Source organism: Microbacterium sp. NPDC055910, from assembly GCF_042271185.1.
In the GTDB taxonomy this organism is placed as follows: Bacteria; Actinomycetota; Actinomycetes; order Actinomycetales; family Microbacteriaceae; genus Microbacterium.
Genome location: NZ_JBHJZS010000005.1, coordinates 28,252 through 53,526 on the forward strand (window position 1 = coordinate 28,252; position 25,275 = coordinate 53,526).

At 70.4% G+C, this 25,275-nt stretch carries 23 protein-coding genes; 9 read left to right on the forward strand and 14 right to left on the reverse strand.

The genetic code is table 11. The annotated features are described in order from the left end of the window. Positions 1-134: 134 nt before the first annotated feature. The 3 genes from ACFC3F_RS03850 to ACFC3F_RS03860 form a co-directional block, all read right to left on the reverse strand. Positions 135-1,523 (reverse strand): glycine--tRNA ligase, encoded by a 1,389-nt coding sequence (locus ACFC3F_RS03850; RefSeq protein ID WP_376126887.1) that lies wholly within the window; start codon positions 1,521-1,523, stop codon positions 135-137. 97 nt (positions 1,524-1,620) lie between these two features. Continuing rightward, a complete protein-coding gene (locus ACFC3F_RS03855; RefSeq protein ID WP_376126889.1) occupies positions 1,621-2,001 on the reverse strand; it encodes a DUF4870 domain-containing protein in 381 nt (126 codons plus the stop codon). Positions 2,002-2,011: 10 nt separating this feature from the next. Then, entirely contained in the window at positions 2,012-3,331 is a 1,320-nt protein-coding gene (locus ACFC3F_RS03860; RefSeq protein WP_376126891.1) for an alpha-hydroxy-acid oxidizing protein, read from the reverse strand. A 33-nt stretch (positions 3,332-3,364) separates the two neighbouring features. Between ACFC3F_RS03860 and ACFC3F_RS03865 the strand changes: the two genes are divergently transcribed. Beyond that, the gene (locus tag ACFC3F_RS03865; protein WP_376126893.1) at positions 3,365-3,688 is read left to right on the forward strand and encodes a cupin domain-containing protein; all 324 of its coding nucleotides are present in this window, start codon (positions 3,365-3,367) and stop codon (positions 3,686-3,688) included. Here ACFC3F_RS03865 and ACFC3F_RS03870 read toward each other — a convergent pair. The 3 genes from ACFC3F_RS03870 to ACFC3F_RS03880 form a co-directional block, all read right to left on the reverse strand. Then, on the reverse strand, positions 3,666-4,499 hold the full coding sequence (locus ACFC3F_RS03870; RefSeq protein WP_376126895.1) for a hypothetical protein: 834 nt from the start codon (positions 4,497-4,499) through the stop codon (positions 3,666-3,668). The two genes, ACFC3F_RS03865 and ACFC3F_RS03870, sit on opposite strands and share 23 nt — an antisense overlap. 31 nt (positions 4,500-4,530) lie before the next feature. Continuing rightward, entirely contained in the window at positions 4,531-4,692 is a 162-nt protein-coding gene (locus ACFC3F_RS03875; RefSeq protein ID WP_376126897.1) for a hypothetical protein, read from the reverse strand. A gap of 115 nt (positions 4,693-4,807) precedes the next feature. Beyond that, positions 4,808-5,209: a hypothetical protein gene (locus tag ACFC3F_RS03880; RefSeq protein ID WP_376126899.1), complete on the reverse strand. Its 402-nt coding sequence runs from the start codon at positions 5,207-5,209 to the stop codon at positions 4,808-4,810. 107 nt (positions 5,210-5,316) lie between these two features. On the opposite strand from ACFC3F_RS03880, the gene ACFC3F_RS03885 reads away from it, so the two are divergent. Continuing rightward, positions 5,317-5,526: a hypothetical protein gene (locus ACFC3F_RS03885; RefSeq protein ID WP_376126901.1), complete on the forward strand. Its 210-nt coding sequence runs from the start codon at positions 5,317-5,319 to the stop codon at positions 5,524-5,526. On the opposite strand, the gene ACFC3F_RS03890 is transcribed toward ACFC3F_RS03885, so the two are convergent. Continuing rightward, a complete protein-coding gene (locus tag ACFC3F_RS03890) occupies positions 5,487-6,200 on the reverse strand; it encodes a GNAT family N-acetyltransferase (protein WP_376126903.1) in 714 nt (237 codons plus the stop codon). The two genes, ACFC3F_RS03885 and ACFC3F_RS03890, sit on opposite strands and share 40 nt — an antisense overlap. Positions 6,201-6,298: 98 nt before the next feature. Between ACFC3F_RS03890 and ACFC3F_RS03895 the strand changes: the two genes are divergently transcribed. Further along, a complete protein-coding gene (locus ACFC3F_RS03895; protein ID WP_376127057.1) occupies positions 6,299-7,696 on the forward strand; it encodes an MFS transporter in 1,398 nt (465 codons plus the stop codon). A 44-nt stretch (positions 7,697-7,740) separates the two neighbouring features. After that, entirely contained in the window at positions 7,741-9,330 is a 1,590-nt protein-coding gene (locus ACFC3F_RS03900; RefSeq protein WP_376126905.1) for a peptide MFS transporter, read from the forward strand. Between the two features lie 147 nt (positions 9,331-9,477). Here ACFC3F_RS03900 and ACFC3F_RS03905 read toward each other — a convergent pair whose 3' ends face one another. Further along, entirely contained in the window at positions 9,478-10,407 is a 930-nt protein-coding gene (locus tag ACFC3F_RS03905) for an Ltp family lipoprotein (RefSeq protein ID WP_376126907.1), read from the reverse strand. Positions 10,408-10,683: 276 nt separating this feature from the next. After that, positions 10,684-12,021, reverse strand: coding sequence for a DUF222 domain-containing protein (locus ACFC3F_RS03910; protein WP_376126909.1), 1,338 nt, complete (start codon positions 12,019-12,021; stop codon positions 10,684-10,686). 232 nt (positions 12,022-12,253) lie between these two features. Here ACFC3F_RS03910 and purU point away from each other — a divergent pair, with 232 nt between their 5' ends. Further along, positions 12,254-13,135 (forward strand): formyltetrahydrofolate deformylase, encoded by an 882-nt coding sequence (gene purU, locus ACFC3F_RS03915; protein WP_376126910.1) that lies wholly within the window; start codon positions 12,254-12,256, stop codon positions 13,133-13,135. A gap of 21 nt (positions 13,136-13,156) precedes the next feature. Here the strand turns inward: purU and ACFC3F_RS03920 are convergent, their stop codons facing one another. Next, the gene (locus tag ACFC3F_RS03920) at positions 13,157-15,139 is read right to left on the reverse strand and encodes a M13 family metallopeptidase (protein ID WP_376126912.1); all 1,983 of its coding nucleotides are present in this window, start codon (positions 15,137-15,139) and stop codon (positions 13,157-13,159) included. 65 nt (positions 15,140-15,204) lie between these two features. On the opposite strand from ACFC3F_RS03920, the gene ACFC3F_RS03925 reads away from it, so the two are divergent. Beyond that, positions 15,205-16,527, forward strand: a complete 1,323-nt coding sequence (locus ACFC3F_RS03925) for an MATE family efflux transporter (RefSeq protein WP_376126914.1) — start codon at positions 15,205-15,207, stop codon at positions 16,525-16,527. Positions 16,528-16,533: 6 nt separating this feature from the next. Here ACFC3F_RS03925 and ACFC3F_RS03930 read toward each other — a convergent pair whose 3' ends face one another. Further along, positions 16,534-17,160 (reverse strand): TrmH family RNA methyltransferase, encoded by a 627-nt coding sequence (locus tag ACFC3F_RS03930; RefSeq protein ID WP_376126916.1) that lies wholly within the window; start codon positions 17,158-17,160, stop codon positions 16,534-16,536. Positions 17,161-17,212: 52 nt separating this feature from the next. On the opposite strand from ACFC3F_RS03930, the gene ACFC3F_RS03935 reads away from it, so the two are divergent. Further along, on the forward strand, positions 17,213-17,848 hold the full coding sequence (locus ACFC3F_RS03935) for a metal-dependent transcriptional regulator (protein ID WP_376126918.1): 636 nt from the start codon (positions 17,213-17,215) through the stop codon (positions 17,846-17,848). Between the two features lie 6 nt (positions 17,849-17,854). On the opposite strand, the gene ACFC3F_RS03940 is transcribed toward ACFC3F_RS03935, so the two are convergent. Next, positions 17,855-18,799: an SDR family NAD(P)-dependent oxidoreductase gene (locus ACFC3F_RS03940; RefSeq protein WP_376126920.1), complete on the reverse strand. Its 945-nt coding sequence runs from the start codon at positions 18,797-18,799 to the stop codon at positions 17,855-17,857. A gap of 81 nt (positions 18,800-18,880) precedes the next feature. Between ACFC3F_RS03940 and ACFC3F_RS03945 the strand changes: the two genes are divergently transcribed. Continuing rightward, positions 18,881-19,690: an HAD-IIA family hydrolase gene (locus tag ACFC3F_RS03945; RefSeq protein ID WP_376126922.1), complete on the forward strand. Its 810-nt coding sequence runs from the start codon at positions 18,881-18,883 to the stop codon at positions 19,688-19,690. Between the two features lie 207 nt (positions 19,691-19,897). Here the strand turns inward: ACFC3F_RS03945 and ACFC3F_RS03950 are convergent, their stop codons facing one another. Together ACFC3F_RS03950 and pyrE are read right to left on the reverse strand one after the other, a co-directional pair. Further along, positions 19,898-23,581, reverse strand: coding sequence for a phosphodiester glycosidase family protein (locus ACFC3F_RS03950; protein WP_376126924.1), 3,684 nt, complete (start codon positions 23,579-23,581; stop codon positions 19,898-19,900). A gap of 157 nt (positions 23,582-23,738) precedes the next feature. Beyond that, positions 23,739-24,317: an orotate phosphoribosyltransferase gene (gene pyrE, locus ACFC3F_RS03955; RefSeq protein ID WP_376126926.1), complete on the reverse strand. Its 579-nt coding sequence runs from the start codon at positions 24,315-24,317 to the stop codon at positions 23,739-23,741. Between the two features lie 41 nt (positions 24,318-24,358). On the opposite strand from pyrE, the gene ACFC3F_RS03960 reads away from it, so the two are divergent. After that, positions 24,359-25,198 (forward strand): exodeoxyribonuclease III, encoded by an 840-nt coding sequence (locus ACFC3F_RS03960; RefSeq protein WP_376126928.1) that lies wholly within the window; start codon positions 24,359-24,361, stop codon positions 25,196-25,198. Positions 25,199-25,275: the final 77 nt, after the last annotated feature.

Here is a 25,275-nt window from a genome sequence, read left to right on the forward strand (position 1 = left end):
TCCGCGCACAGGGCGGCGGGGGGGCGGTTCTACACGGGGGGCGGGGCTGGGTCGCCCGCGGTGGCCATGACGGCCTGACCAACGCGAAAACGCCGGGTGCCTCACGCGAGGCACCCGGCGTTCGTGGTCTCGGGTCAGGCGCCCTTCAGGCGCTCCGCGAGGAACGCTGCGAGCCCGTCGACCGGCAGTCGCTCCTGCGACATCGTGTCGCGGTCGCGCACCGTCACGGCGTTGTCGTCGAGCGAGTCGAAGTCGACCGTGACGCAGAACGGCGTGCCGATCTCGTCCTGACGGCGGTAGCGGCGGCCGATCGCTCCGGCGTCGTCGAAGTCGATGTTCCAGCCGTGCGCGCGCAGTTCGTCGGCGAGGCCGCGGGCCAGCGGCGACAGCTTCTCGTTGCGCGAGAGCGGCAGCACGGCGACCTTGACGGGGGCGAGACGCGGGTCGAGCTTGAGCACGGTGCGGCTGTCGGTGCCGCCCTTAGCGTTCGGCACCTCCTCCTCGTGGTACGCGTCGACGAGGAACGCCATCATGGCGCGAGTGAGGCCGAACGACGGCTCGATGACGTACGGCGTGTACCGCTCGCCCGACGCCTGGTCGAAGTAGGTCAGGCTCTGCCCCGACGCCTCGGTGTGGCTCTTCAGGTCGTAGTCGGTGCGGTTGGCGATGCCCATGAGCTCGCCCCACTCCTTGCCGGTGAACCCGAAGCGGTATTCGACGTCGATCGTGCCGGCCGAGTAGTGCGCGCGGTCCTCATCGGGAACGTCGAAGCGGCGCATGTTGTCGCCGTCGATGCCGAGGTCGATGAACCAGTTCCAGCACGCCTCGACCCAGTGGTCGAACCACTCGCCGGCCTCGGCGGGCGGTGTGAAGAACTCGATCTCCATCTGCTCGAACTCACGCGTGCGGAAGATGAAGTTGCCGGGGGTGATCTCGTTGCGGAAGGCCTTTCCGACCTGGCCGACGCCGAACGGGGGCTTCTTGCGGCTCGCCGTCAGGACATTGCCGAAGTTGACGAAGATGCCCTGGGCGGTCTCGGGGCGCAGGTAGTGCAGGCCCGTCTCATCGTCGACGACGCCGAGGTACGACTTCACCAGGCCCGAGAACGCCTTCGGCTCCGTCCACTGGCCCTTCGTGCCGCAGTGCGGGCACGGCACGTCGGCGAGGCCGTTCTCGGCGGGGCGACCCTTGCGCTCCTCGAAGTCCTCGACGAGGTTGTCGGCGCGGAAGCGCTTGTGGCACTGCAGGCACTCGACGAGCGGGTCGGTGAACGTCGCGACGTGACCCGACGCCTCCCACACGCGCTTGGGGAGGATGATCGAGGAATCCAGGCCCACCATGTCGCCGCGGCCGCGGACGAACGTCTGCCACCACTGGCGGCGCACGTTCTCCTTCAGTTCGGTGCCGAGGGGGCCGTAATCCCATGCCGACCGGGACCCGCCGTAGATCTCACCCGCTTGGAACACGAACCCGCGGTGACGGGCGAGGGCGATGACTTTGTCGAGACGGGACTGCTCGGCCACGGTGGCTCCAATGGTCGGGTGGGGAGAGGGCGCGAAGAGGGCGCGGATGCCGCACCGCGCGGCATCCGTCGAGTCTAGCCGCGCAGCGGCAGGCCTCTCAGCTGACGAAGCGGATCGCGATCGGGTACTGGTACCACTCCCCGCGGCCCGCCTTCACGGCCGCGATGATCGCGAACACGATGTTCACGATGGCCGCGGCGATGAGGATGAAGATCCCGATGATGACGAGGGTGAGGACGGCGCCGGCGATGTAGGCGATGAGCAGCGTGAGCTGGAAGTTGAGCGCCGTCGCGGTCTGCGAGCGCACGAAGGGTCCGCGGTCCTTCAGCACGAGGTAGCCGATGAGCGGCACGAGGATGCTCACGAGCGCGCCGCCGAGGTGCACGAGCACGGCCCACATCTTCTCGTCGGAAGGGTTCATCGGCTGCGGTCCGGCACCGTATGCGGGCGGGGGCGGGGGCTGCGGAGGAAGCGTCACGGGTCCGAGCCTAGCGTCCGGCGGGTCGCAGCGATCCGGGGCCCAGCGCGCCGATCGAGGTGTGGCCTGCCAGGCCCAGGGTGATGTCCAGTTCGGCGATGACGTTGCGCACGACCTCGCGCACGCCCGCTTCGCCGGCCAGCCCCAGTCCGTACGCGTAGGGGCGACCGAGAGCGACGGCGGTCGCCCCGAGGGCGAGCGCGATCACGACGTCGGCCCCCTGCCGCACGCCCGAGTCGAACACGATCGGCACGCGGCCGGCGACGCGCTCGGCGATGTCCGGCAGCACGGCGAGGGTCGGCACGGACTGGTCGATCTGCCGACCGCCGTGGTTCGAGACCCAGACGCCGTCGATGCCCGCGTCGATCGCGCGCTCGGCGTCGTCGGGATGCACGATGCCCTTCAGGATGATCGGCAGCGTCGTCCACTCCCGGGCCTTCGCGAGGTCGTCCCAGGTCAGCGCCGGCGTCGAGAACACCTCGAGGAAGGTCTCGACGGCGGCACGCGGAAGCGGCGAGCGCAGGTTCTCGCGCACCCCCGTCCCCGTGAGCGCCCGCCCCTTCCGGGCGATCGTGAGGCCCGCGGCGACCGCCGTCGGTGTGAGCCTGACCGCCGGCGCGTCCGTCGCGGCGCTCCGCCGGGCACGATCGCGCACGAGCTGCTGGAAGACGGGGTCGCTCGTGTACTGCGCGATGCCCATGGCCCGCGTGAACGGCAGGTAGGCGAGGTCGAGGTCACGCGTGCGCCAGCCGAGCAGGTGGGTGTCCAGCGTCACGACGATCGCTTCGCATCCGGATGCCTCGGCGCGCCGCAGCAGCGACGCGTTGAGTTCGTCCGAGGCCGACCAGTACAGCTGGAACAGCCGGGCGCTCCGGGGTGCGGCATCCCGGATCTGCTCCATCGGGAACGAAGCCTGGTTCGAGACCGTGTACGGCACGTCGATGGATGCCGCCGCCCGCGCGACCGCGAGGTCGGCCTCGTCGTGGGCCAGCTCCATGACGCCCAAGGGTGCGAGCAGGAGCGGTGTCGCGCGGCGGCGGCCGAGGAAGTCGATCGACAGGTCGCGCTCGGACACGTCGCGCAACGGCCGGGGCCAGACCTGCCACCGCTCGAACGCCGCGCGGTTGGCGGACATCGTGCGCTCGGCCCCCGCCGCGCCGGCGATGTAGGCGAAGGCCTCGGGACTCAGCGCCTTGCGCGCGCGACGCTCGAGTTCAGCGGCGTCGACGGGCACGAGCGGGCGGGTTCCGCTGATCCCCGCGCGGTAGATGTCGGACTGGGCCCGGCGGCCCGCGCCGGACGACGAGGGAGCGGCGATGCTCTCGGACATGCGGTCAGCCTAACGAGCGGTCACAATGGCGGCATGGACATGACTGCGATCGACGACCTCGGCGCCCTCGTCACGGTCGAACCCGGAACCCGCGTCTCGCACGCCGCGCTGGCCGCCGACGGTGTGCGCGTCGTCGTCTTCGCGTTCGACGCGGGCACGGAGATGACCGAGCACACCGCCCCCGGGCCCATCCTGCTGCAGGTGCAGAGCGGGCACCTGCGGATCACGACGCGGGACGAGACGGTCGATCTGCGGCCGGGCGGTCTCGTGCACATCGCGGCGCGCGTGCCGCACGCCGTCGTCGCGGTCGAGCCGTCGGTCATGCAACTGACGCTCATCCGCCGCACCACCGGCTGACCCACGTCAGAAGGCGCGCGCGCAGGTCGGCCGGCGCCGCGAGCTCGACCTCGCCCGGCTCGCCGTCGAGCTGCACCTCGAGCGTGAAGACCGTGCCGCGCTTGTCCTCCTGCACCGCGTGCGGGTCGCAGCGCGACGGCACGAGCGGCAGCGGAACGAGGACCGGGCCGGTGCCGACGAGGACGTCGAGGGGCAGGGTGTCGCTGGATGCGCGCGTGCCGTCGAACCGCAGCAGGTTCGTCGGCTGGATGCCGACGATGACCGCACGGGCGCGGCCGGTCGGCACGATCTCGAGGCCGAGCACGGCGGGAGCCGGGTGCGCCGAAGGCTGGAACGACGCGAACGAGACGTCGGCCGAGTCCGCGAGGCGCTCGGCACGGCACTCGCGCTCGTGCAGGGGCGTGATGACGTCGAGCGGATCGGCGGCGGGCGTCTCGACCAGGGGCCCGGATGCCGCGAGCTCGAGCCGCACGCGCGGTTCCCCGTCGGACGACGCGCAGTCCACGGCGGGCAGCGCGACGCGGATGTCGACCGTCGCTCCGGGCCGGACCGATGTGATGCGCTCCGGATCGGTGCGCTCGGCGGGCGCCGCGAAGCGGGCGTCGACGACCTCGACGGCGCCGATCTCGACCGTCGCGCCGGTGTCGTTGCGCACCCGCACCTGTGCGTGGCGGTCGGCGACGTCGGAGCGCGACTGCACGACCGTGATCTCGAGCCCCTCGACGGACGGCGGCTCCGGCTCGTTCGGCGCGCACCCGGCGAGCAGCACGGCGCAGGCCGTGACGGCCAGCATCCCGCGCGCGGTGCGCATGCGATCAGGGTAGACCCGGGACGGCCGGGATTCAGGTCGTCATGTGGCGGATGACCTCGATGTCGGTCACGGGGCGGTAGGTCGACCGGGCCGCGTGCGGGCGCAGGGCGCGCGGCAGCCGCGGCGTCTTCGTCCGGTCGGTCGACCGGTTGCTCGTGAATGCCTGCACGAGCTGTTCGAATGCGTCTCGCACGGTGGACTCCCTCATCGCCTTCTTCCCTCGCTCGATCAAGAGACCGCGGGGGCCGCGTTCCATGACGCGGGTTTCAGAAAGAGAGAGCGCCGACATCGACGCCTGATACCTCGGGTCAGCGGGTCGGTGCGAACTCCGATGCCTCGCCGGGGCGTTTCGGGCGCAGCTCGGGCGGGGCGGGCCAGGGCAGCTCGATGCGGGTGAAGGGCACGTCGATCGCCCCGAAGTCGTCGGTGTGCACGACGACGCAGCCCGCCTCGCCGGCCGTCGTGGGTGGCATGACCTCGGCGATGCGCACGCGCACAGCCTCGGCGTCGGGCTTGTCGAGCATCCAGACGTCGGCGAGCCAGGCCAGGCCGCCGGCTTCGAGCCGCTCTTCGGCATCGAGCCACTCGACGGCGGCCGACACGTCGCGCCCCAGCAGATCGACGGCGACCCAGCTCTGACCTTCGGGGCGGATCCATCCGAGCAGCTCGCGGTCTTCGCGGCGGTGCGGCGTCCAGTCGGCGTTGATCACGTCCGCCAGGTTAGTCGCGGGGCTACCTCACGCGCCGCTCGCGGGCAACCCCGTCCGCGTGGACGCCGAGCGCCCGTAGCCTCGATGCAGCGGCGGAAGGAGCGGACATGGCAGCCGACGGGATTGGAATGACCGACGAAGAGAAGCGGCGCGATCAGCTGCTCTCGGCTCCCGATGCGGTCGAGGAAGACGCGGCTCCGCGGATCGATGTGACCCACCGCGAGGGCGTCACGAGGATCGATGTCCGCGACGACGCGCCCGTGCGGCCGGGCAATCCCTACGACGATCCTGAGGATGACGCGGACACCAGCAGGTAGCCGCGTTCGTCGAAGCCCGCGATGACGAGGCCGTCGGCGAGGTGTGCCACGAGCTCCTCGCGCACGCGCAGGCGCCAGGAGGCGGCATCCGTCGGTGAGGTGCGGCGGACGGCGGCGATGTCGGCCGGCACCTCGACCGTCGCGGCGACCCGGTCGTCGGGCGGGGTCGGCGCGGGCGGAGCGGCGAGCGCCCACGACACCATGATCCGGTCGGACTGGTCGCCGCGGTTGACGCCGTCGTCCATCGCGCCGTAGTGCTGCACGAGGTACTCGGTGGCGCGCGCACCGAGCACGCTGAGGTTGAAGCGGGCGTTCCGGGCGACGAGCGGGTCGAAGGTCCACGTGATGTGCCCGACCCCGCGGGCGAGTGCCCACTGGCGCTGATGCTGCTTGAGCAGGCGCTCGAGTCCCCTGCCCTGCAGCTCGGGCAGCACCCCGGTGATGTGGCTGTGCATGGAACGTTCGGCCGGGGCGGCGAAGAAGGCCGCGGATGCACCGACCATGCGCTCGTCCTGCCAGAGGCCCACGGCGTAGTTGCCCGAGTGGGCGAGTGCACGCAGCAGGCCGACGGGCATGCCGGAGGGGTCGCCTTCCCAGACGTCCGAGAGCACGTGGCTCGCGGCGACGACGTCGGCGACGGTGTCGAGCGGACGGATGTCGACGCGCGGTGTCATCGGTCCAGTGTGGCACCGGTGCGCCCCGGGTCGCACGGGGGCCGATAGCCTGACGAGTGATGAATCGGGATGAGAACGCGCGCAGAAGACTCACCCGGATGCCGTCGCAGGGCGCGATCATCGCCGTGCTGGCCGTCGCCGGTCTCGCCTCGTCGTTCATGTTCACGCTCGTCGTGCCGATCCAGTCCAAGCTGCCCGAACTGCTCGACGCGAGTCGCGAGGACACCGCGTGGGTCGTCACCTCGACGCTGCTCGCCGCCGCCGTCATCACCCCCATCGCCGGCCGGCTCGGCGACATGTACGGCAAGCGGCGGATCCTGCTCGCACTCGTCGCGCTGATGGTCGCCGGCTCGGTCATCGCGGCACTGTCGACCGACATCGTCGGAATCGTCGTCGGCCGCGCACTGCAGGGCGCGATGACGGGCGTCATCCCCCTCGGCATCTCGATTCTGCGCGACGTGCTGCGCGCCGACCGCGTCGGTGCGGCGGTCGCGCTCATCAGCGCGACGCTCGGCGTCGGCGGCGCGGTCGGGCTGCCGATCAGCGCCCTGGTCACCGAGTACGCCGATTGGCACCTGCTGTTCTGGGTCGCCGCGGCGCTCGGCGTCATCGTCTTCGTGCTCGTGCTGTGGATCGTGCCGGTCAGCGTGCTGCGCACGGCGGGACGCTTCGACTACGTCGGCGCGGCAGGCCTCGCGGTCGGTCTCGTCGGCATCCTGCTGGCGGTCTCGCGCGGCAACGAGTGGGGCTGGGTGTCGCCCGCGACTCTCGCGTGCGGAATCGGCGGCGTCGTCGTGCTCCTCGTGTGGGGCTGGTACGAGCTGCGGATCGACGACCCTCTGCTCGACCTGCGCATCGCGGGCCGCCCGGCCGTGCTGCTGACGAACCTCGCATCGGTCGCGCTCGGGTTCGCGCTGTTCTCGTCGAACGTGAGCTACCCGCAGATGCTCGAGCTGCCGCAGGCGGCGGGAGGTTTCGGCCTGTCGTTGCTGGCGGCGAGCCTCATCATCATGCCGTCGGGCCTGGTCATGATGGTGCTCTCGCCCGTCTCGGGGCGGCTGGCCGGCACGATCGGGCCGAAGCCGCTGCTGGTCATCGGTGCGGCGGCGCTCATCGCGGCATACGGGTTCACGCTGCTCTTCTCGTCCGAGGTGTGGCATCTGCTCATCGCCAACCTGCTCATCGGCGTCGGCATCGGCTTCGGCTACGCCGCCATGCCGATGCTCATCATGCGCTCCGTCCCGCAGAGCGAGACGGGCGCCTCGAACGGCCTCAACGCGCTGTTCCGTTCGTTCGGCACGAGCGTCGCGGCGGCCGTCGTCGGAGCCGTGCTCGCGACGTATTCGCAGCCGTTCGAGGGTGTGCCCACGCCGACGCCCGAGGGGTTCCAGGTCTCGTTCCTGCTCGGCGGCGCCGCCGCCGTCGTCGCTCTGGGCATCGCCGTGTTCATCCCGGCGCGTCCGGACTCGCACGAGCGGCATCCGTCACTTCGCTGATTCGCTTCGCTGTACGCGCGGCTTCCGGGCGATAGCCTGGCGAAATGAGCGCGAACGACGGCACCGAGCCGGAGCAGATTCCCGTCGGGCCACCTGAAGGAGCAACGGCCGCGGGGGATGCCGCGGGCACGACGCGTGCGGGAGCGAAGGCCGCCGCCGCGAGCGGCACCGACGACGCCGCCACGACCGGCACGGGTGATTCCGACACCCGCTTCTTCGGCCAGCCGTGGGCGCTCGCGCACGTCTTCGGCGTCGAGATGTGGGAGCGGTTCAGCTTCTACGGCATGCAGGGGATCCTGCTCATCTACATGTACTTCTCGGTCACCGAGGGGGGCCTCGGAATCGACCGGGGCGTCGCGGCGGGCATCGTCGGCGCATACGGCGGCACCGTCTATCTATCCACGATCCTCGGCGCCTGGGTCGCCGACCGCCTGCTCGGATCGGAGCGCGTGCTGTTCTACAGCGCGATGGTGATCATGGCGGGACACATCGCCCTGGCGATCCTGCCGAACGTGTGGGGGCTCGGGGTCGGTATGGTCCTCGTCGCGCTGGGGTCCGGCGGCCTGAAGGCGAATGCGACCTCGGTCGTGGGCACGCTGTACGCCCCCGACGATGTGCGGCGGGATGCCGGTTTCTCGCTGTTCTATCTCGGCATCAACCTCGGGGCGTTCGCCGGTCCGCTGCTGACGGGTCTGCTGCAGTCCACGCTGGGGTTCCACTGGGGCTTCGGGCTCGCCGCCGTCGGCATGGCGGCGGGACTCATCCAGTACTCGTTCGGGCGCAAGCAGCTTCCCGAAGAGGCGCGCGCGGTGCCCAATCCGCTCCCCCGCAACCGCCGCGGTCTCGTGGTCGGCATCGCCCTCGGCGCCGTCGCGATTCTCGTCGTGCTCGTGCTCGTCGGGGTCATACGTGCCGACAACCTCGCGATCATCGTCATCCTGGTGACGATCGCCGCAGCCATCGCCTACTTCTGGGTCATCGCGGGCTCGCGTGTCGTGACGAAGATCGAGCGCTCCCGCGTCATCGGATTCATCCCGCTGTTCATCGTCAACGTGGGGTTCTGGTCTCTGTACCAGCAGCAGTTCACGGTGCTGACGATCTACTCCGACGAGCGGCTCAACCGCGACATCTTCGGCTGGGAGATGCCGATCCCGTGGATCAACTCGATTCCGGCGATCTTCGTCATCATCCTGTCCGGCGTGTTCGCCGCCGTCTGGACCAAGCTCGGGCGACGCCAGCCGACGACTCCCGTCAAGTTCGCCCTCGGCGCCATCATCATGGGTGCCGCGTTCCTGCTGTTCCTGCCGTTCGCGAACGGGCCCGCGAACTCGACGCCGCTGCTCGCGATCGTCGGCATCCTGCTCGTCTTCACGATCGCCGAGCTGTTCATCTCGCCTCCCGGCCTGTCGGCGTCGACGAAACTCGCGCCGCAGCGCTTCCACACCCAGATGGTCGCCCTGTACTTCCTCTCGATCGCGCTCGGCACCTCGATCGCCGGCTGGCTCGCGGGCTTCTACGACCCGCACGACGAGGTGCCCTACTTCTCGATCCTCGGTGCCATCGCGATCGTGCTCGGCATCGCCCTGTGGGCGGCGCTCAAGCCCGTGCTCGCGCTCATGAAGGGTGTGCGGTAGCGGCATCCCCGGCCTCGACGAGCGCGGGGATGTTGCGCGCACGAGGGGAGCGATACGGTCACGGGCAGCTGAGACGCCAGGTGGACGGGGTGTGGGACGACTTCTGGTCGGGCGGTCGCCATCGCGACGACGACCGCCCGAGCGCTGTCAGTAGCCGACCGCGGTGAGACCGTGTTGGATCTCGGCGTCGGTGAACCCTTCATACGCGAGTTGGTCATACAGGCCCTCCCGCGAGAACGCCATCATGTCGAGGTAGCTCTTGGCCTTCTCGGCCGCCTCTGCCAGCCAGTCGGCGCCCGCGTTGTCGGCGCCGAACGTGGCGTCTTCGGCCGAGTAGCCCTCGAACTCCAGCTGCTCGATCAGCCCCGTCCGCGAGAATCCCATGAGCTTCAGGTAGCTCTGCGCTTTCGCGATCGCGTTCTGCTGCGCAAGCGTGTAGACGCGCTTGGGCGCCTCGCTGGTGACGCTCAGCTCGAGCCCATCGAGCGGATGCGACCCCGCCGTCGGCTGCTGCGTCACGACGACCCAGTCGTCGGCGGCGTCACCGGGAGCGAGCGTCAGCCCGACCGCGTCGAGCTTCGCGCGAGCCTCGGCGACCGTTGATCCCACCAATTGCGGCACCTCCACCATCTCAACGGGTTTTTCCGCGGCGACGGGCTCCTTCGTCTGCTCGACGGCAGCGGTCGGCTTCGGGGCCGCGGCGTCGCTCGATGCGCGCTGCCCGCTCACCCCGTTGACGACCATGCTGACGAGGACGATCGCGGCGATCGCGATCAGTGTCCACTGCCACCACTTGAGCTTCGGCAGACCGCGCTTGACCGCCACTGCCCCACCCGGCAGCGTCTCCGCGCCGGCGTCGGCCGCGGGAGTCCCGGGGGTCGCCGCACCGAACGGGGCGGTTCCCGCCGTGTGGGTGCTCCATTGCGCGCCGTCCCAGTAGCGCTGCGCGGCAGGATCCTGCGGGTCGGGATACCAGCCGGCGGGCGGTGTGAGGGGAGGGACCACCGCGGCGGGCTCGGTGGGCTCGAGGTGAGTGGCGCGGCGCTCGTGCGCGCCGTCGATCGAGTTGTCGGACATGACGGAACCTTCTGGTCGTTCGAGGCACGCACCCCCAGGTGTGTGCCACCGGCCGATGGCCAGTGGTACAGGACACACCACACCTCCGACATTGGCGGCGATCAGGCGCTTCGGACGACCAGACCCGCCAGGCAGGTGAGCGAGATCGCGTGACCCGTCATCATGTATCGCCCGCGTCTTTGCACGTGATGCCCGCACTGCGGGACACCTTCGGTTGCTCGGAGGTGACTGCCGAGCGGCAGCGGGTCATGCCGCGTCGGCCAGTCAGCGTCGTCGTTAGAAGGGTGGGGGTTCGGTGGAGGTGAATCCGGTGGGTGTGGTGACTTCGACGGTGCCGTTGTCGCGGGTGCGGTAGGCGAGCTTGGTGCGATGTCGGTGGGTGTGATCGGGTGGGCAGAGGGGGCGGAGTTGGCGGATGTTGGTGGGTCCGCCGTGTGCCCAGGGGGTGGTGTGGTCGATGTCGGCGTCGAGGGCGAGGCGGGTGCAGCCGTCGCGGGCGCAGGTGCCGTGTTGGAGGGTGAGCCAGTCGCGTTGGGCGGTGGTGGGTCGGTAGGTGCGGCGGTCCATGTCGAGGATGACGCCGGAGATCGGGTCGGTGATGATCCGGTGGAAGGCGTTGGTGTCGAGGAAGATCTGTTTCGCCGCGAGGGGTGACAGGGGCCCGTGTCCGACGATGGTGGCGCTCTCACCGAGGCCCGCGCGGACATCCGCGCCGGCTCCCGTGCTGGCACCGGCCTGGTCGACGCCGCCGGCGCTGCCGCGGCCGGGCTTGCTGCTGCTGGCGAGGAGGGTGGCGGGGATGGTGACGAACACTTTCGTTTTCACGGCGGTGGGGGTGCCGATGCCGCGGGCCCAGGCGGAGAGCAGGTCGGCGCGGATCTGGTCGCGGGATCGGGTTTCGTGGGGGTGTGTGGCCAGGTGCTTCGCGGTCGCTGTCAGGCGGCGTTTGATCGCGACCGCATCGATCGACGGCACCAGGGCTGACACCCATGCCATGCCGTCGCCGACGTGTTCGACCAGGACCTTGCGATCCCGCAGCGCCGCGGTGTGCCGGGCGTCAGCGGTGCGGGCATCGAGGGTGTCCAGCAGGCGGGCCAGGCGGGACCGGAACCCGGCCGGTGTGACCGTGACCGCCCACTCCTCGGCCCGGGAGTCCAGTTCGCGCAGCGCCGCAGCGGAGACGGCCCGTTCGTCATCGCAGGCCCCGAACGGGGGGAGCAGTCGGGCGGCGCCGGTGACGGCGGACTCCACGAGCGAGAGCGAGAGGAAGCCCTCTTCGGCACGCTGCCACAGCATCGGCAACCGGGCACGCGCGTCACGGACCAGCCGTGCCACATCCTGCACCGCCCGCTCGGACAACTGCAACCGCAACGCGATATCGACGATCACCGCACGCTCGGCCAGATTCGACCCCGCCCGACCCTCGACCGACGTATACACGTACGGGTGCCGCACCGCGGTATCGATCGCCTCGACGATACGACCCGCACGAAGAGCCAGACGACGATTCGCGTCCATATGGTCGGCCAGCGCAGCATCCAGAAGATGACCCAAGATCTCTTCGGCGGGCAGGCGCACCGGTGTCACTTCTTCGGGATACCGGTCCTCCGCCATACCCTCAAGCATAGTACAAAGATACGACACAAGGAAGACGGTACTCAGAATAGATGTTCGACCTAACGCGACCGGCTGCACATGCCGGCGTCGCGGATGCGCGCTCGAGACGGCACCGGCCGGCTCCAGCAGATCGAGGTGGCCGCGGATCCCCTCGCTTCGGCGAGCGCCTGAACACCGCCGGCACGTGCCCGTGGCCGCGGCATCCGTCAACTCACGGCAGAATCGAGGGATGTCCGCGCCGTCCTCACCGCAGCTCCTTCCCGAACACGCCTGCCTCATCGTGCACGGCAGCGACCAGCCGGGGATCGTCGCCGCCGTCTCGGCGCTCATCACGCGCAACCGCGGCAACATCGTCGCCTTCGACCAGTACTCCGATGACCCGACGGGGGGCGCGTACTTCCAGCGCGTCGTGTTCCACCGGCCAGGACTCGACGCCGCCCTGCCCGAAATCAAGGCCGACCTCGCGACAACGCTCGGCGGGTTCGACCTGGAGTGGTCGCTCACCGACCAGTCCGTGCCCAAGCGCATGGCGATCCTCGCCTCGAAGCAGGACCACTGCCTGCTCGACCTGCTGTGGCGGCACCGCCGCGGCGACCTGCCCGTCTCGATCCCGATGGTCATCTCGAACCACACCACCGCGGCCGATGACGTGCGCTCGTTCGGCGTGCCGTTCTTCCACGTGCCCTCGACCCCCGGTCCGGACAAGAGCGCGTCCGAAGCCGAGATCCTCAAGCTCCTCGTCGGCAACGTCGACTTCATCGTGCTCGCGCGCTACATGCAGATCCTCTCGAGCGACTTCCTCGCGCAGGTCGGCGTGCCCGTCATCAACATCCACCACTCCTTCCTGCCCGCCTTCATCGGCGCTGAGCCGTACAAGAAGGCCAAGGAGCGCGGCGTCAAGCTCATCGGCGCGACGAGCCACTACGTCACCGACGACCTCGACGAGGGGCCGATCATCGACCAGGACACCGTGCGGGTGACCCACGCCGACGGCGTCGCCGAACTCGCGCGCCGCGGCGCCGACGTCGAGCGTCAGGTGCTGTCACGTGCCGTGCTGTGGCACGCGCAGGACCGCGTCATCCGCCACGGGAACCACACGATCGTCTTCTGACGGCTCCGCCGCCCGGTCAGGTCACCAGATCGTGACGCGCTCGTCCTCGTCGAGCCACAGCGCATCCGCTGCGGTCACACCGAAGGCGTCGTAGAACGCGTCGACGTTGCGCACGATCTGATTGCACCGGAACTCGTTCGGTGAGTGCGGGTCGATCGTGAGCAGCCGGATCGTCTCGGCATCCCGGCCCTTCTGCTGCCAGATCTGCGCCCATGACAGCAGCACGCGCTGGACGCCCGTGAGACCGTCGATCTCGGGCGCCTCGACGGGCTCACCGGCCGAATCCGTGCCGAGCGACAGCGCATACGCCTTGAGGGCGATGCCCAGCCCGCCGAGGTCGCCGATGTTCTCGCCGATCGTGAGGGCGCCGTTGACCTTGTAGTCCCCCGAGATGCCCGCGGGCGTGAGCTCGTCGTACTGCGCGATGAGCGACGCCGTGCGCTGCTCGAACGCGGCACGGTCCTGATCCGTCCACCAGTCGCGCAACGAGCCGTCGCCATCGAAGCGGCTGCCCTGGTCGTCGAAGCCGTGTCCGATCTCGTGCCCGATGACGGCTCCGATGCCGCCGTAGTTCGCGGCCGCGTCGCGCTCGGCGTCGAAGAACGGATACTGCAGGATGGCCGCCGGGAAGACGATCTCGTTCATGAGCGGGTTGTAGTACGCGTTGACGGTCTGCGGCGTCATGTACCACTCGTCGCGGTCGATCGGCTGGCCGACCTTGCCGAGCTGACGGTCGTGCTCGTGCACGTGTGCCCGGCGGACGTTCCCGACGAGATCGCCCGCGTCGATCTCGAGGGCGTCGTAGCCCTTCCACTTCACGGGATAGCCGATCTTGGGAGTGAAGGCGTCGAGCTTCGCCAGTGCCCGCTCGCGGGTCTCCGGGCTCATCCACTCCAGACCCGTGATCGACTGCCGGTAGGCCTCGACGAGATTCGCGACGAGATCGTCCATCGCCACCTTCGCGGCGGGCGGGAAGTGACGCTCGACATACACGCGCCCGATCGCCTCCCCCATCGCCGCTTCGGCGAGGCCGACACCGCGCTTCCACCGTTCGCGGTTGACGGGAACACCCGTCAACTGCGTGCCGTAGAACGAGAAGTTCTCATCGACGAACTCGTCGGACAGGAACGACGCCGCTCCGTGCACGACGGCGAACCGCAGCCAGGCCTTCCAATCCTCGAGCCGCTCTTCGGTGAGCAGACCCCCGAGACCTTCGAGGAAGCTCGGCTGATACACGTTGATCTCGCCGAACGCGTCTTCGTGCGCCGGCGCGACGCCCTCGCGCCACGGCGTCAGGTCGACGCCGATGAGCGCCTGCACGTCGCCCCACGTCTTGAGGTTGTAGGTCGCGACGGCGTCGCGGCTCTTGACGTTGTCCCAGTGGTGCGTCGCGAGCTCGGTCTCGAGCGCGACGATGCGATCCGCGGATGCCTCGGGGTCGGCGACCCCCGCGAGCTCGAGGATGCGGTGCACGTGGGCGCGGAACGCGGTGCGCGTCTCAGCGAAGCTGTCGAGTCGGTAGTAGCTCTCGTCGGGCAGCGACAGTCCGCCCTGCAGGAAGAACGGGATGTAGCGCTGCGGATCGCCCGGATCGGGCTCGATGTAGAGGTGGAACAGCCCCGCGACGCCGTCACGCTCGAGCTCGCCGACGACACGGAGCAGCGCGGGGATCGAGTCGATGCGGTCGACCTCGGCGAGCTGGTCGCGAAGCGGCTCCGCACCGAGCGCGGCGATGCGGTCGACGTCCATGAAGCTCGTGTAGAGGTCGCCGATCTTGCGAGCCTCGGTGCCCTCGGCGGCATCCTGCGACTCTTCGACGATCGCGTGGACGTCCTTCTCGGCCTGCTCGGCGATGAGGTGGAACGACCCCCAGCGCGCTTTGTCCTCGGGGATGTCGGTGCGGTCGATCCACGCGCCGTTGACGTGACGGAACAGGTCGTCCTGGGGGCGGATGTCCGCGCTGAGTTCGTCGAGCGCGATACCGGACGGGAGAGCTTCGGTCATGCGAACCAGGATAGGCGAGCGGTGCGCCGTCAGGCTCGGCCGGTGTTCGCTCATAGCATCGGAACATGCCCCCCACGAGTGCGCTGAACCGCGACATCCTGCGCCTCGCGGTCCCCGCCCTCGGCGCCCTCGTCGCCGAGCCCCTGTTCCTCATCGTCGATGCCGCCATGGTCGGACACCTGGGCATCGTGCCCCTCGCGGGACTGGGCATCGCCGCCGCCGTCCTGCAGACGATCGTGGGGCTCATGGTGTTCCTCGCCTACGCGACGACACCGGCCGTCGCGCGCCGCTTCGGCGCGGGCGACCCCGGCAAGGCCGTCTCGGTCGGTATCGACGGGATGTGGCTCGCGCTCGGTCTGGGCGCCGTGCTCGCCATCGCGGGGTGGTTCGCGACGCCCCTGCTCGTCTCGCTCTTCGGCGCGACCGCCGACGTCGCCGAGCAGGCGCAGATCTACCTCGGGCTGTCGATGTGGGGGCTGCCCGCCATGCTCATCGTGTTCGCCGCCACGGGGCTGCTGCGCGGGCTGCAGGACACCGTGACGCCGCTGTGGATCGCGGGCGTCGGCTTCGCGGCGAACGCCCTGCTGAACTGGCTCTTCATCTACGGCTTCGGGTGGGGCATCGCCGGGTCGGCCGCCGGCACCGTCGCAGCGCAGTGGGGAATGGTCGCCGCGTTCGCCGTCGTCGTGGGTCGCGTCGCGCGTCGGCACGCGGCATCCGTTCGTCCGCAGCGCGCCGGAGTGCGCGGCTCGGCCCGCTCGGGCGGGTGGCTGTTCCTGCGGACGGTGTCGCTGCGCGCCGCGCTGCTGGCGACCGTGGGGGTCGCGACGGGTCTCGGCACCGCCGAGCTCGCGGGATGGCAGGTCGCCTTCACGCTCTTCTCGACCACGGCGTTCGCGCTGGATGCCCTCGCGATCGCGGCTCAGGCCCTGATCGGCAAGGGGCTGGGCATGGGCGACGAACCGTATGTGCGGCGGGTGCTCGCGCGCACCCTCGCGTGGGGCGCATGGTTCGGCGTGCTGGTCGGGGCGGTCGTGGCGGCGCTGTCGGGCGTCATGGGGCTCATCTTCACCGGCGACCCCGCCGTCGCCGCCCTCGTCATGCCGGCGCTCCTCGTGCTCGCTGTCGCGCAGCCGGTCTGCGGCATCGTCTTCGTGCTCGACGGCGTGCTCATCGGAGCGGGCGATGCGAAGTACCTCGCGATCGCGGGCGTGCTGAACCTCGTGCCCTTCCTGCCCGCGCTCGTGCTGATCGCCGTGCTGCACCCGACCGGCGCGGCCGGGCTCGCCTGGCTCGCCGGCGCGTTCTTCGGCGTCTACATGCTCGCGCGGCTCGCGACCCTCGGCTGGCGCGTGCGCGGCCCCGCGTGGCTCACGGCCGGATCGTGATCGCGATCACGCCCAGCGGCGGCACCACTCGTACATGACGACGGCGGCCGCCGCGCTCGCGTTGATCGAGCGCGTCGAGCCGTACTGCGCGATCTCGACGACGCCGGATGCCGCGGCCACGGCCTCCGCCGACAGTCCCGGCCCCTCCTGGCCGAACAGCAGAACGCACCGCTCGGGCAGATCGGCGTCAGGCAGGGGCGCCGACCCCTCGACGTTGTCGATCGCGATGACGGGAATGCCCTCGCCGGCGGTCCATGCGGCGAACGCGGCGATGTCTTCGTGATGCCGGACGTGCTGGTACCGGTCGGTCACCATCGCGCCGCGGCGGTTCCAGCGGCGCTTGCCGACGATGTGCACCTCGGCGGCGAGGAACGCGTTCGCACTGCGCACGATCGAGCCGATGTTCATGTCGTGCTGCCAGTTCTCGATCGCGACGTGGAACGCGTGGCGCCGCGTGTCGAGGTCGGCGACGATGGCATCCATCGTCCAGTACCGGTACTCGTCGACCACGTTGCGCCGGTCGCCGTTCGCGAGCAGGTCGCGGTCGTAGCGGGGGTCGTCGGGCCACTCGCCCGGCCACGGCCCGACACCGTGGGACGGCTCGGGCTCGGCGGGGACGGTCGGCTCGGTCACCGGCCCAGGCTACCCGCGGCCGTCGGCGCACGCCGCCGGGTACTCTGAACCCGTGGCCTCTCCCGTCGTCGACGACTATCTCAAGACGATCTACAACCACACCGAGTGGCAGGACGCCCGCATCACGCCGTCGCAGCTGGCGGCCGAGCTGGGACTCGCGCCCTCGAGTGTGACCGAGATGGTGCAGAAGCTCGCGGCGCAGGGCCTCGTCACGCATCGGCCCTACGGCCCCATCGCCCTCACCGACGACGGCGCGCGGCGCGCCGCGGCGACCATCCGCCGGCACCGGCTCATCGAGACATGGCTCGTGCGGGAGTTCAGCTACGCGTGGGACGAAGTCCACGACGAGGCCGAGATCCTCGAGCACGCCGTGAGCGACCGCCTCCTCGAGCGCATCGACCAGCGTCTCGGCCGACCGCGGTTCGATCCGCACGGAGACGCGATCCCCGACGCCGAGGGTCGCGTCCAGAGGACGCCGTTCGTCCTGCTGTCCGATGCGGCACCGGGACATGCCGGGCACGTGCTGCGCGTGAGCGACCGCGACTCCGAGCTGCTGCGCGCCGTCGAGTCCGCCGGGGTCACGGTCGGCATGCCGGTCACGGTCGTCGACGCCGTGACGCTGCGCTTCGCGCACGGCGAGGTCGCGCTTCCTCCGGGCGCCGGCGATGCGGTCTGGCTGAGCGACTGATCCCGTTCAGCGCGCGCTCTGGGCGGCCCGCTCGAACGACCAGCGCACCCCCGTCGCGTCCTCGGCGACCGACCACAGCCGGGCGCCGAGCTCGGGATCGCGACCCAGGCGCGACGGCCGTGCACGCCGCGGCGTGCCGTGCAGCACGTACCGCGGACCCCAGAACGAGCCGCCCTCGACGCCCTCGCCGGCCAGTGCGTGCACGAGCGCCTGCGCGCCGGCCTCTTTCGACTGAGTGATCGGCGTCTGCAGATTGTCGACGAACCGCGTCGTCCGGGTCGGTTCGTTGACGCCGCCGATGCCCGGCGTGCGTCCGCTCGTCGAGTACCCGGGGTGGGCGACGACGCTCGAGACGGGCACACCCGCCTCGCGCAGCCGGCGATCGGCTTCGAGCCCGAGCGACGTGGTCGCGACTTTGGACTGCACGTACGCGCGCCACGCCGTGTACCCCTCGACGAGGTGCGGGTCGACGGGGTTGTAGGGCCACAGCGACGTCGACATGCTGCCGACCCACACCATGCGCCCCGCAGAAGCGGCGAGCGTCGACAGCAGCGCGCCACCGAGCGCGAAGTGACCGAGCACGTTCGTCGCCAGAACGCGTTCGTGGCCGTCGGCGGTCGTCTCGCGGCGGGTCGGAGGGTGCACGATGCCGGCGTTGAGCAGCACGCCGTCCAGCCGGCCGCGCCCCCGCACGCTCGCCGCCGCGGCGCGCACCGAACCGTAGTTGCTCGTGTCGAGGAGCATCGTCTCGACACGGTCGGGCGTGAGATCCGGGATGCGACGGCGCAGCGCCGTCCGCGCCGCGGCGAGCCGGTTCGGGCTCCGGCCTGTCATCAGGACACGGGCGCCCGCCCGCACGAGATGTTCGGACGAGAAATAGCCGAGGCCCGCGTTGGCCCCCGTGACGAGATACGTGCGGCCGGTCAGATCGGGAAGGCTCCAAGACGGCACGTGTCCGACCCTACGCCGCGTGCACGGCCGGCGGGGCCGGACGCGCGGTCGGCGGGCATTCACCCGGGATAGGCTCGGCGCATGCGGACCCGCGCCGACATCGAATGCTGGCTGACCGACATGGACGGCGTCCTCGTCCACGAGAACACGCCCATCCCGGGGGCCGCCGAGCTGCTCGAGCATTGGCGCGACACGGGCACGCCGTTCCTCGTGCTGACGAACAACTCGATCTTCACTCCCCGCGACCTCTCCGCCCGCCTGCGTGCGTCCGGCCTCGTCGTCCCCGAGGCCTCGATCTGGACGTCGGCGCTCGCGACGGCGGACTTCCTGCGCAGCCAGATGCCCGGCGGCACGGCGTTCGTCATCGGCGAGGCGGGCCTGACGACAGCGCTGCACGAGGTCGGATTCATCATGACCGAGACCGCCCCCGACTACGTCGTCGTCGGCGAGACCCGCCACTACTCGTTCGAGGCGATCACGAAGGCGATCAGGCTGATCGGCGCAGGGTCGCGATTCATCGCGACGAATCCGGATGCCACGGGCCCCTCGATCGACGGAGTCCTGCCGGCGACCGGAGCGATCTCCGCACTCATCACGAAGGCCACGGGCATGGAGCCCTACGTCGTCGGCAAACCGAACCCGATGATGTTCCGCTCGGCGCTGAACCAGATCGGCGCGCACTCCGAGACGACCGGCATGATCGGCGACCGGATGGACACCGACGTCGTCGCCGGCATCGAGGCGGGCCTGCACACCGTGCTCGTGCTGACCGGGATCAGCGACCCGCTCGCGATCCAGCGTTTCCCCTTCCGCCCCGATGAGGTGCTCGGCTCGGTGGCCGACCTGCTGCCGGTCGAACCCGTCGAATCCGAACTGCCCGAGAACCTGTGAGCGCCCCGTGATGAACGAGTTCGAGCAGACGCTGCTGTTCGCGACGACGGGCATCGTGCTGCTGGGCACGCTCATCGCCTTCGTCTGGCAGTGGTGGCACGGCCGCGACGACGACGAGGACTGACCGGGCGCCGATCGCGCACGACGAACGATGACCCCCGGAGATCGCGGGAACTGCGCGTCTCCCGGGGGCCATCGTTCGTCCGGCTACTCGGTCGGCGCCGCCGGGTAGGCAGCCGTCTTGGTCACCGTGACGGGAGCCCCGTCGACCTCGCCGGTCACCGTCACCTCGACCTCGCCCGCGGCCACGAAGGCCGAGCGCGAGTTGAGCGAGACCGAGACGGTCTTGCCCGGTGCCACGTTCGAGAACGTCTTGCCTCCGAAGGCCGAGCCGACGGTCACATCGAGAGGAGCGGCCTCGTCGTTGGTGACCGACACCGACACGTACTGCCTGCCGCCGAGCGTGCGTGTCACGGCCGACACCGACACGTCCAGATCCGCGACGACCTCGATCTGCGCCGTCGCGGTCTCGCCGTTGACGGTGACCGCGATCTGCGCGTCGCCGACGGCGAGCGCCGAGACCGTGCCGTCACGGGGATCGACGGCGACGATCGTTCCGGCCGGCGCATCCTCGGCCGCGCCGATGTGAACGCCCTCGCCACCCCACCGGCTCGAGACCGGCCAGGCCACGGGCACGGTGCGCGCACCCTCGTCCTGCGCGAACTCGGCCGAGATCTCCGCAGCCCCGCCGAGGCCGAGCGTGCCGGGTGCATCGACGGTGAGTCCGCCCTCGTCCACGCGCGGCTTCGTCTCGACCTCGAGCCAGGCGTCGGTCGCGTCGCGCCAGGTGCCCTGATCCGGGTCGATGCCCAGCATCGTCCAGCCGGTGAACCCGCCGTCGGCGGGCGTGGAGGCCGGGCTCTTGCCCGAGTTCCCGTTGACGACGTACGGGACACCGTCGACGCTCGACGCGTGGAATGCGCCGACGTGGCCGGCGATGTACGCCGCGGACTTGCCGGACTCGGCGCGGAACTGCTGGATCCAGTCATCCACGAGGGCCGCCTCGTTCCGATCGCTCAGCTGGCTGCCCTTGGTCGGCAGCGGGTCGTTCGTCGGCATGTGCGAGACGACGAGCACGCCCGTGACGGCGGAGTCGGATGCCGCGGCATCCAGCTGCTGACGCAGCATCTGCACCTGGGCGAACTCGGTGGCGAGCTTGCCGCTGGCGGAGTTCAGCATGATGAGCCGCGTGCCGTCGATGTCGACCGTGCGGTTCGTCTCGCCGAACGCCGCACGGAAGTTGTCGATGGACGCGCCCATGATCTCGTGGTTGCCCGGCAGGTAGAACCAGGGGAAGTCGACGTCCGCGAGCTCCTCGTCGAGGATCCGCTTCGCCAGCTCGAAGTCGGCCGCGGATGCCTCGTCGACGAAGTCGCCGTTGAGGAGCATGACGTCGGGCTCGGCCGCGACGATTTCGCGCAGCGCGTCGCGCGCCCCCTGCACGGCGCCGCTGTCGGGATCGCGGGCGACGAACTGCGCGTCCGAGACGACGGCGACGCGGAGCGCGTCGTCATCCGTCTCACCGGCGTCGACGACGATCGGATCCTCTGCGCGCCCGAGCGCAGGCGACTGCGTGCCCTCGGGGGGCAGGTAGGCGTAGATCTTCGAGAACTCGAGCGAACCCGTGTACTGCTTGGCGGCGACCGTCTCGAGCACGCGGATGCGCTCGAGCTTGAGCGGGAAGGCGAACGTCTCGGGCACGAGGAAGTCGACACGCTCCCAGCCGGTCCACGTCGCGTGCAGCGACTGCGATCCGCCGGGGCCGTCGATCCAGTTGCGCACGCCGTTGGCCTGCATGACCTGCAGCCGCAGCAGCGAGCCGTTGCCGTCGCCCTTGATCCACACCGACAGCTTCTGTGGGATGCCGGGGATGTCGATGCCGCCGGAGCCGCCCGTCACGGCGCCCGGGGCGACGGCGTAGCGACCGCGCGTGCCCGTCGACTCCGTGAAGTCGTAGTCGATCCGGATGCTGGGGTCGCCGTCGTGGCCTTCACCCGGCGCGATGCCGCCCGTCGGCGCACGGTCGTGCGCGGTCGTCCAGCCCTCGATCGTGCTGAAGTCGTCGATGAGGCGCACCTCGAGCGGCACCGCGACGGCGACCTCGGTGCGCTCGCCGGCGACCTCGAACGCGAGCGTCGTGGTTCCGACGTCGCCGATCGCGGTCACCTGGAAGCGGCCGTCGGCGGTCGGTTCGACCGAGAACGTCTCGGGCGCGGGGTTGACCACCGTGACATCGCGCGCCTCGATCGGCGCGGCGAAGCCCTGCGGGTCGTGACCGGTGAGGGTGACGACGGCCGTCGCGTCCTTCGCCTCGAGGTTGATGGTCGTCAGGTCGGTCGTGATCCGGTCGAGGTCACCGAGCACCTGAGCTTCGGCGGAGCCGTCCGCCGCACCCGTCCGCGCCGTGACGGTGGTCTCGCCGGGGCTCACGCCATGCACGACGCCGTCCGCGACGGTCGCGATCGCGGAATCGGCCGAGGCCCACTCCCCGACGGACGCGGCGACCGCCGTGCCCGCCTCGTCGTGTCCGTGGGCGCTCAGCGTGCGCGAGAGACCGGGGAACACCCGCAGGCCGCCCACGCCGGCGAGCGCCGGCTCGAGCCGGTACCCGGCGAGTACGCCGGAGCTCGGCTGCGCGAGGAAGAACCCCAGGCCGTCGCCGTCGTGACGCTCGAAGCCGTCGGACGGCGTGTTGACGATGCGCGACGTCCGCTGTCCGGAGTCGCGCACGTTCATCTGGCTCGAGCCGCCGCCGTCGGCGTTGGTCGCGTCGTGCGCGCCGAGGTCCTTCATGAACCGGCCCTGCTCTGTCAGCGTCATGCCGCGCGCGATCGCGCTGCGGCCGTCCAGCTGCACGAAGTACGCCGTCGCGCCGTCCTGGCTGAAGCCCACCATGGTGCGCGGGTGCAGGTCGGGGTTGCCCGCGTCGACGACGACACCGTCGCGCAGGATCCGGTGCCACGCACCGCCGGCTTCGCGCACGTCGAGTGCACCGGCGTCGATCGAGTACGCGATGTCGGCGGCGTCACCCGGCTCGAGGGAACGCAGGACCGCGGCCTCTGGCCCGTCGGCCTTCGTGACGAGCGCGCGGACGCCGGGCTCGAGCGTGCCCGCCCCCGGAGCCTCCGAGACCGACAGCACCGTGTCGTCGGCGCCGATGAGCACCTCGACGCCCGCCGCGCCGTTGAGGGCGCGGGCGCGCGAGAAGGCGCCCCACTGCGACGTGTACAGGCCGACGCCGCCGTCGAGCGCGAAGGTGTTGATGCCGCGGATCGCGACGCTCTGCTCGCCGAACCCGGCCGCGCCGACCAGCAGCAGGTTCGCGAGCGAGCCGAGGCCGTTCTCGTCGATGACGATCGACGCCGAGGCATCCGGATTGCCGCTCTTGATCAGCTCTCCGCCGCTCACGCCCCACCCCGCGGCGGCGTTGGAGTTGTTGATGTCGAACCGGTCGAGGTTGACGCCCGCGATCGCGCCGGAGCCGTCGACGAGCTCGGTGACGGTGGCGCCGGGGCCCGACACGGTCTCGGGCGTGAGGTAGCCGACCCGCACGGTGTCCTCGCTCAGCTCGGCCCGCAGGATGTCGACCTGCTGCCAGCCGGTCGCGTCGAGGCGCTCGTAGGCCACGTGCACGAGTCCCGGAGCGACGTCGGTGCGCTGCAGATCGTTGATGACGGCGGTGCCGCCGGAGTCGAGGTTCATGCCATCGACGTAGACCGGCTCGAGTGGCGCGGCGTGGACGGGCGAGGGCACGACGGCGACGGTCAGCGCGAGCGCTGCGACCGCTGCCGCGATGCCTCCGGGCCACGTCCTCTGGGAAATGCGGGACACGGAGTGCTCCTTCGGGGGAATCACGGGTATGCCGAAGGATCGATCGATCCCGGGCCTCTCGATCGTGGAGGCGCTCGGTGAACCGGTCGTGCCCGCGCGGTTGCGCGCCGGCTAACGCGCGTCTTCGCGACGCGTCATCTCGGTGTGCTATGCCGCGCTACTGCGGCTCGAGCCCCAGGTCGTCGAGGTCGACGGCGGCGAGCCACGTCAGCCCTTCGGCTTCGATCGCGGCCTGGGCGCCGGTCTTGCGGTCAACGATGACGGCGACGGCGACGGGCTCGGCGCCCTCTCGGCGCAGCGCCTCGACGGCCGCGAGCGCGGACTGACCCGTCGTCGAGGTGTCCTCGACGACGACGACGCGCTTGCCCACGACATCCGCGCCCTCGACCTGACGACCCCGGCCGTGGTCCTTGGGCTCCTTGCGCACGACGAACGCGTCGAGCGGGCGGGGGGTGCGGACGGATTCGTGCATGACGGCGTTCGCGATCGGGTCTGCACCCAGGGTCAGCCCGCCGATCGCGACGATCCCGTCCACATCGCGGATGAGATCGAGCATGATGCGACCGATCGCCGGCGCCGCGCGGTGGTCGAGGGTGAGCTTGCGCATGTCGACGTAATACGTCGCCTGCTTGCCGCTCGAGAGCGTGAAGTCGCCGTGGAAGACCGCCTCGTCCTCGATGAGGGCGATGAGGTACTGGCGGTCGGCTTCGAGTTCGGGTGTGGACGCGACGGTCATGGATGAGAGTCTAGGGAACCACTCGTCTTAGGCTGGAACCCATGCGCCTGGCCACCTGGAACGTGAACTCCATCCGCGCCCGCGTCGACCGGATCGTCGACTTCGCGGTGCGCGAGCATATCGATGTCCTCGCGATGCAGGAGATCAAGTGCAAGGTCGAGCAGTTCCCGTTCGCGGCCTTCGAAGACGCCGGATTCCACGTCGAGGCGCACGGGTTCTCGCAGTGGAACGGGGTCGCGATCGCGAGCCGCGAGCCGATCGAGGACGTGCGCACATCGTTCCCCGGCATGCCCGGCTTCGAGAAGGGCTACGAGGGTCCGGATGCACCGCACGAGGCGCGCGCGCTCGGCGCGACCATCAGCGGTGTCGAGGTGTGGAGCCTGTACGTGCCCAACGGGCGTGCGCTCGGCGACCCGCACTACTACTACAAGCTCGACTGGCTCGCCCAGCTCGCCGGATACACGCGCGACGCGCTGGCACGGAACCCCGACCTCGCGCTCGCCCTCACCGGCGACTTCAACATCGCCCCGACCGACGCCGACAACGGCGTCCCCGAGATCGTGCAGGGGTTCTCGACGCACGTCTCCGCTCCCGAACGCGAGGCGTTCGCGGCGATCGAGGCCGCCGGCGTGCAGGACGTCGTGCGTCCGCTCGTGCCGACGGGCTTCACCTACTGGGACTACAAGCAGCTGCGGTTCCCCCGCAATCAGGGCATGCGGATCGACTTCATCCTCGGCTCGCACGCCTTCGCCGACGCCGTCGCCGGTGCGGCGATTCACCGCGATGAGCGCAAGGGTCAGGCCCCGTCGGATCACGTCCCCGTCGTGGTCGATCTCGACCTCACCGGTCCCGACGACGACGATCGGCCGATGATCTTCTAGATCCGGAACGACGCGGCGAATCGCTCGAGCAGCGCGGCATCCCCGGGCGGGACCAGCTGATCGACGATGAGGTGCGT

Bases quoted from the DNA above. Each gene is read 5' to 3' on its own strand.
- ACFC3F_RS03860 (WP_376126891.1), bottom strand. From the start codon at position 3,331: ATGTCCGAGAGCATCGCCGCTCCCTCGTCGTCCGGCGCGGGCCGCCGG.
- ACFC3F_RS03865 (WP_376126893.1), top strand. From the start codon at position 3,365: ATGGACATGACTGCGATCGACGACCTCGGCGCCCTCGTCACGGTCGAA.
- ACFC3F_RS03870 (WP_376126895.1), bottom strand. From the start codon at position 4,499: ATGCGCACCGCGCGCGGGATGCTGGCCGTCACGGCCTGCGCCGTGCTG.
- ACFC3F_RS03885 (WP_376126901.1), top strand. From the start codon at position 5,317: ATGGCAGCCGACGGGATTGGAATGACCGACGAAGAGAAGCGGCGCGAT.
- ACFC3F_RS03890 (WP_376126903.1), bottom strand. From the start codon at position 6,200: ATGACACCGCGCGTCGACATCCGTCCGCTCGACACCGTCGCCGACGTC.
- ACFC3F_RS03895 (WP_376127057.1), top strand. From the start codon at position 6,299: ATGCCGTCGCAGGGCGCGATCATCGCCGTGCTGGCCGTCGCCGGTCTC.
- ACFC3F_RS03900 (WP_376126905.1), top strand. From the start codon at position 7,741: ATGAGCGCGAACGACGGCACCGAGCCGGAGCAGATTCCCGTCGGGCCA.
- ACFC3F_RS03905 (WP_376126907.1), bottom strand. From the start codon at position 10,407: ATGTCCGACAACTCGATCGACGGCGCGCACGAGCGCCGCGCCACTCAC.
- ACFC3F_RS03910 (WP_376126909.1), bottom strand. From the start codon at position 12,021: ATGGCGGAGGACCGGTATCCCGAAGAAGTGACACCGGTGCGCCTGCCC.
- purU (WP_376126910.1), top strand. From the start codon at position 12,254: ATGTCCGCGCCGTCCTCACCGCAGCTCCTTCCCGAACACGCCTGCCTC.
- ACFC3F_RS03920 (WP_376126912.1), bottom strand. From the start codon at position 15,139: ATGACCGAAGCTCTCCCGTCCGGTATCGCGCTCGACGAACTCAGCGCG.
- ACFC3F_RS03925 (WP_376126914.1), top strand. From the start codon at position 15,205: ATGCCCCCCACGAGTGCGCTGAACCGCGACATCCTGCGCCTCGCGGTC.
- ACFC3F_RS03945 (WP_376126922.1), top strand. From the start codon at position 18,881: ATGCGGACCCGCGCCGACATCGAATGCTGGCTGACCGACATGGACGGC.
- pyrE (WP_376126926.1), bottom strand. From the start codon at position 24,317: ATGACCGTCGCGTCCACACCCGAACTCGAAGCCGACCGCCAGTACCTC.
- ACFC3F_RS03960 (WP_376126928.1), top strand. From the start codon at position 24,359: ATGCGCCTGGCCACCTGGAACGTGAACTCCATCCGCGCCCGCGTCGAC.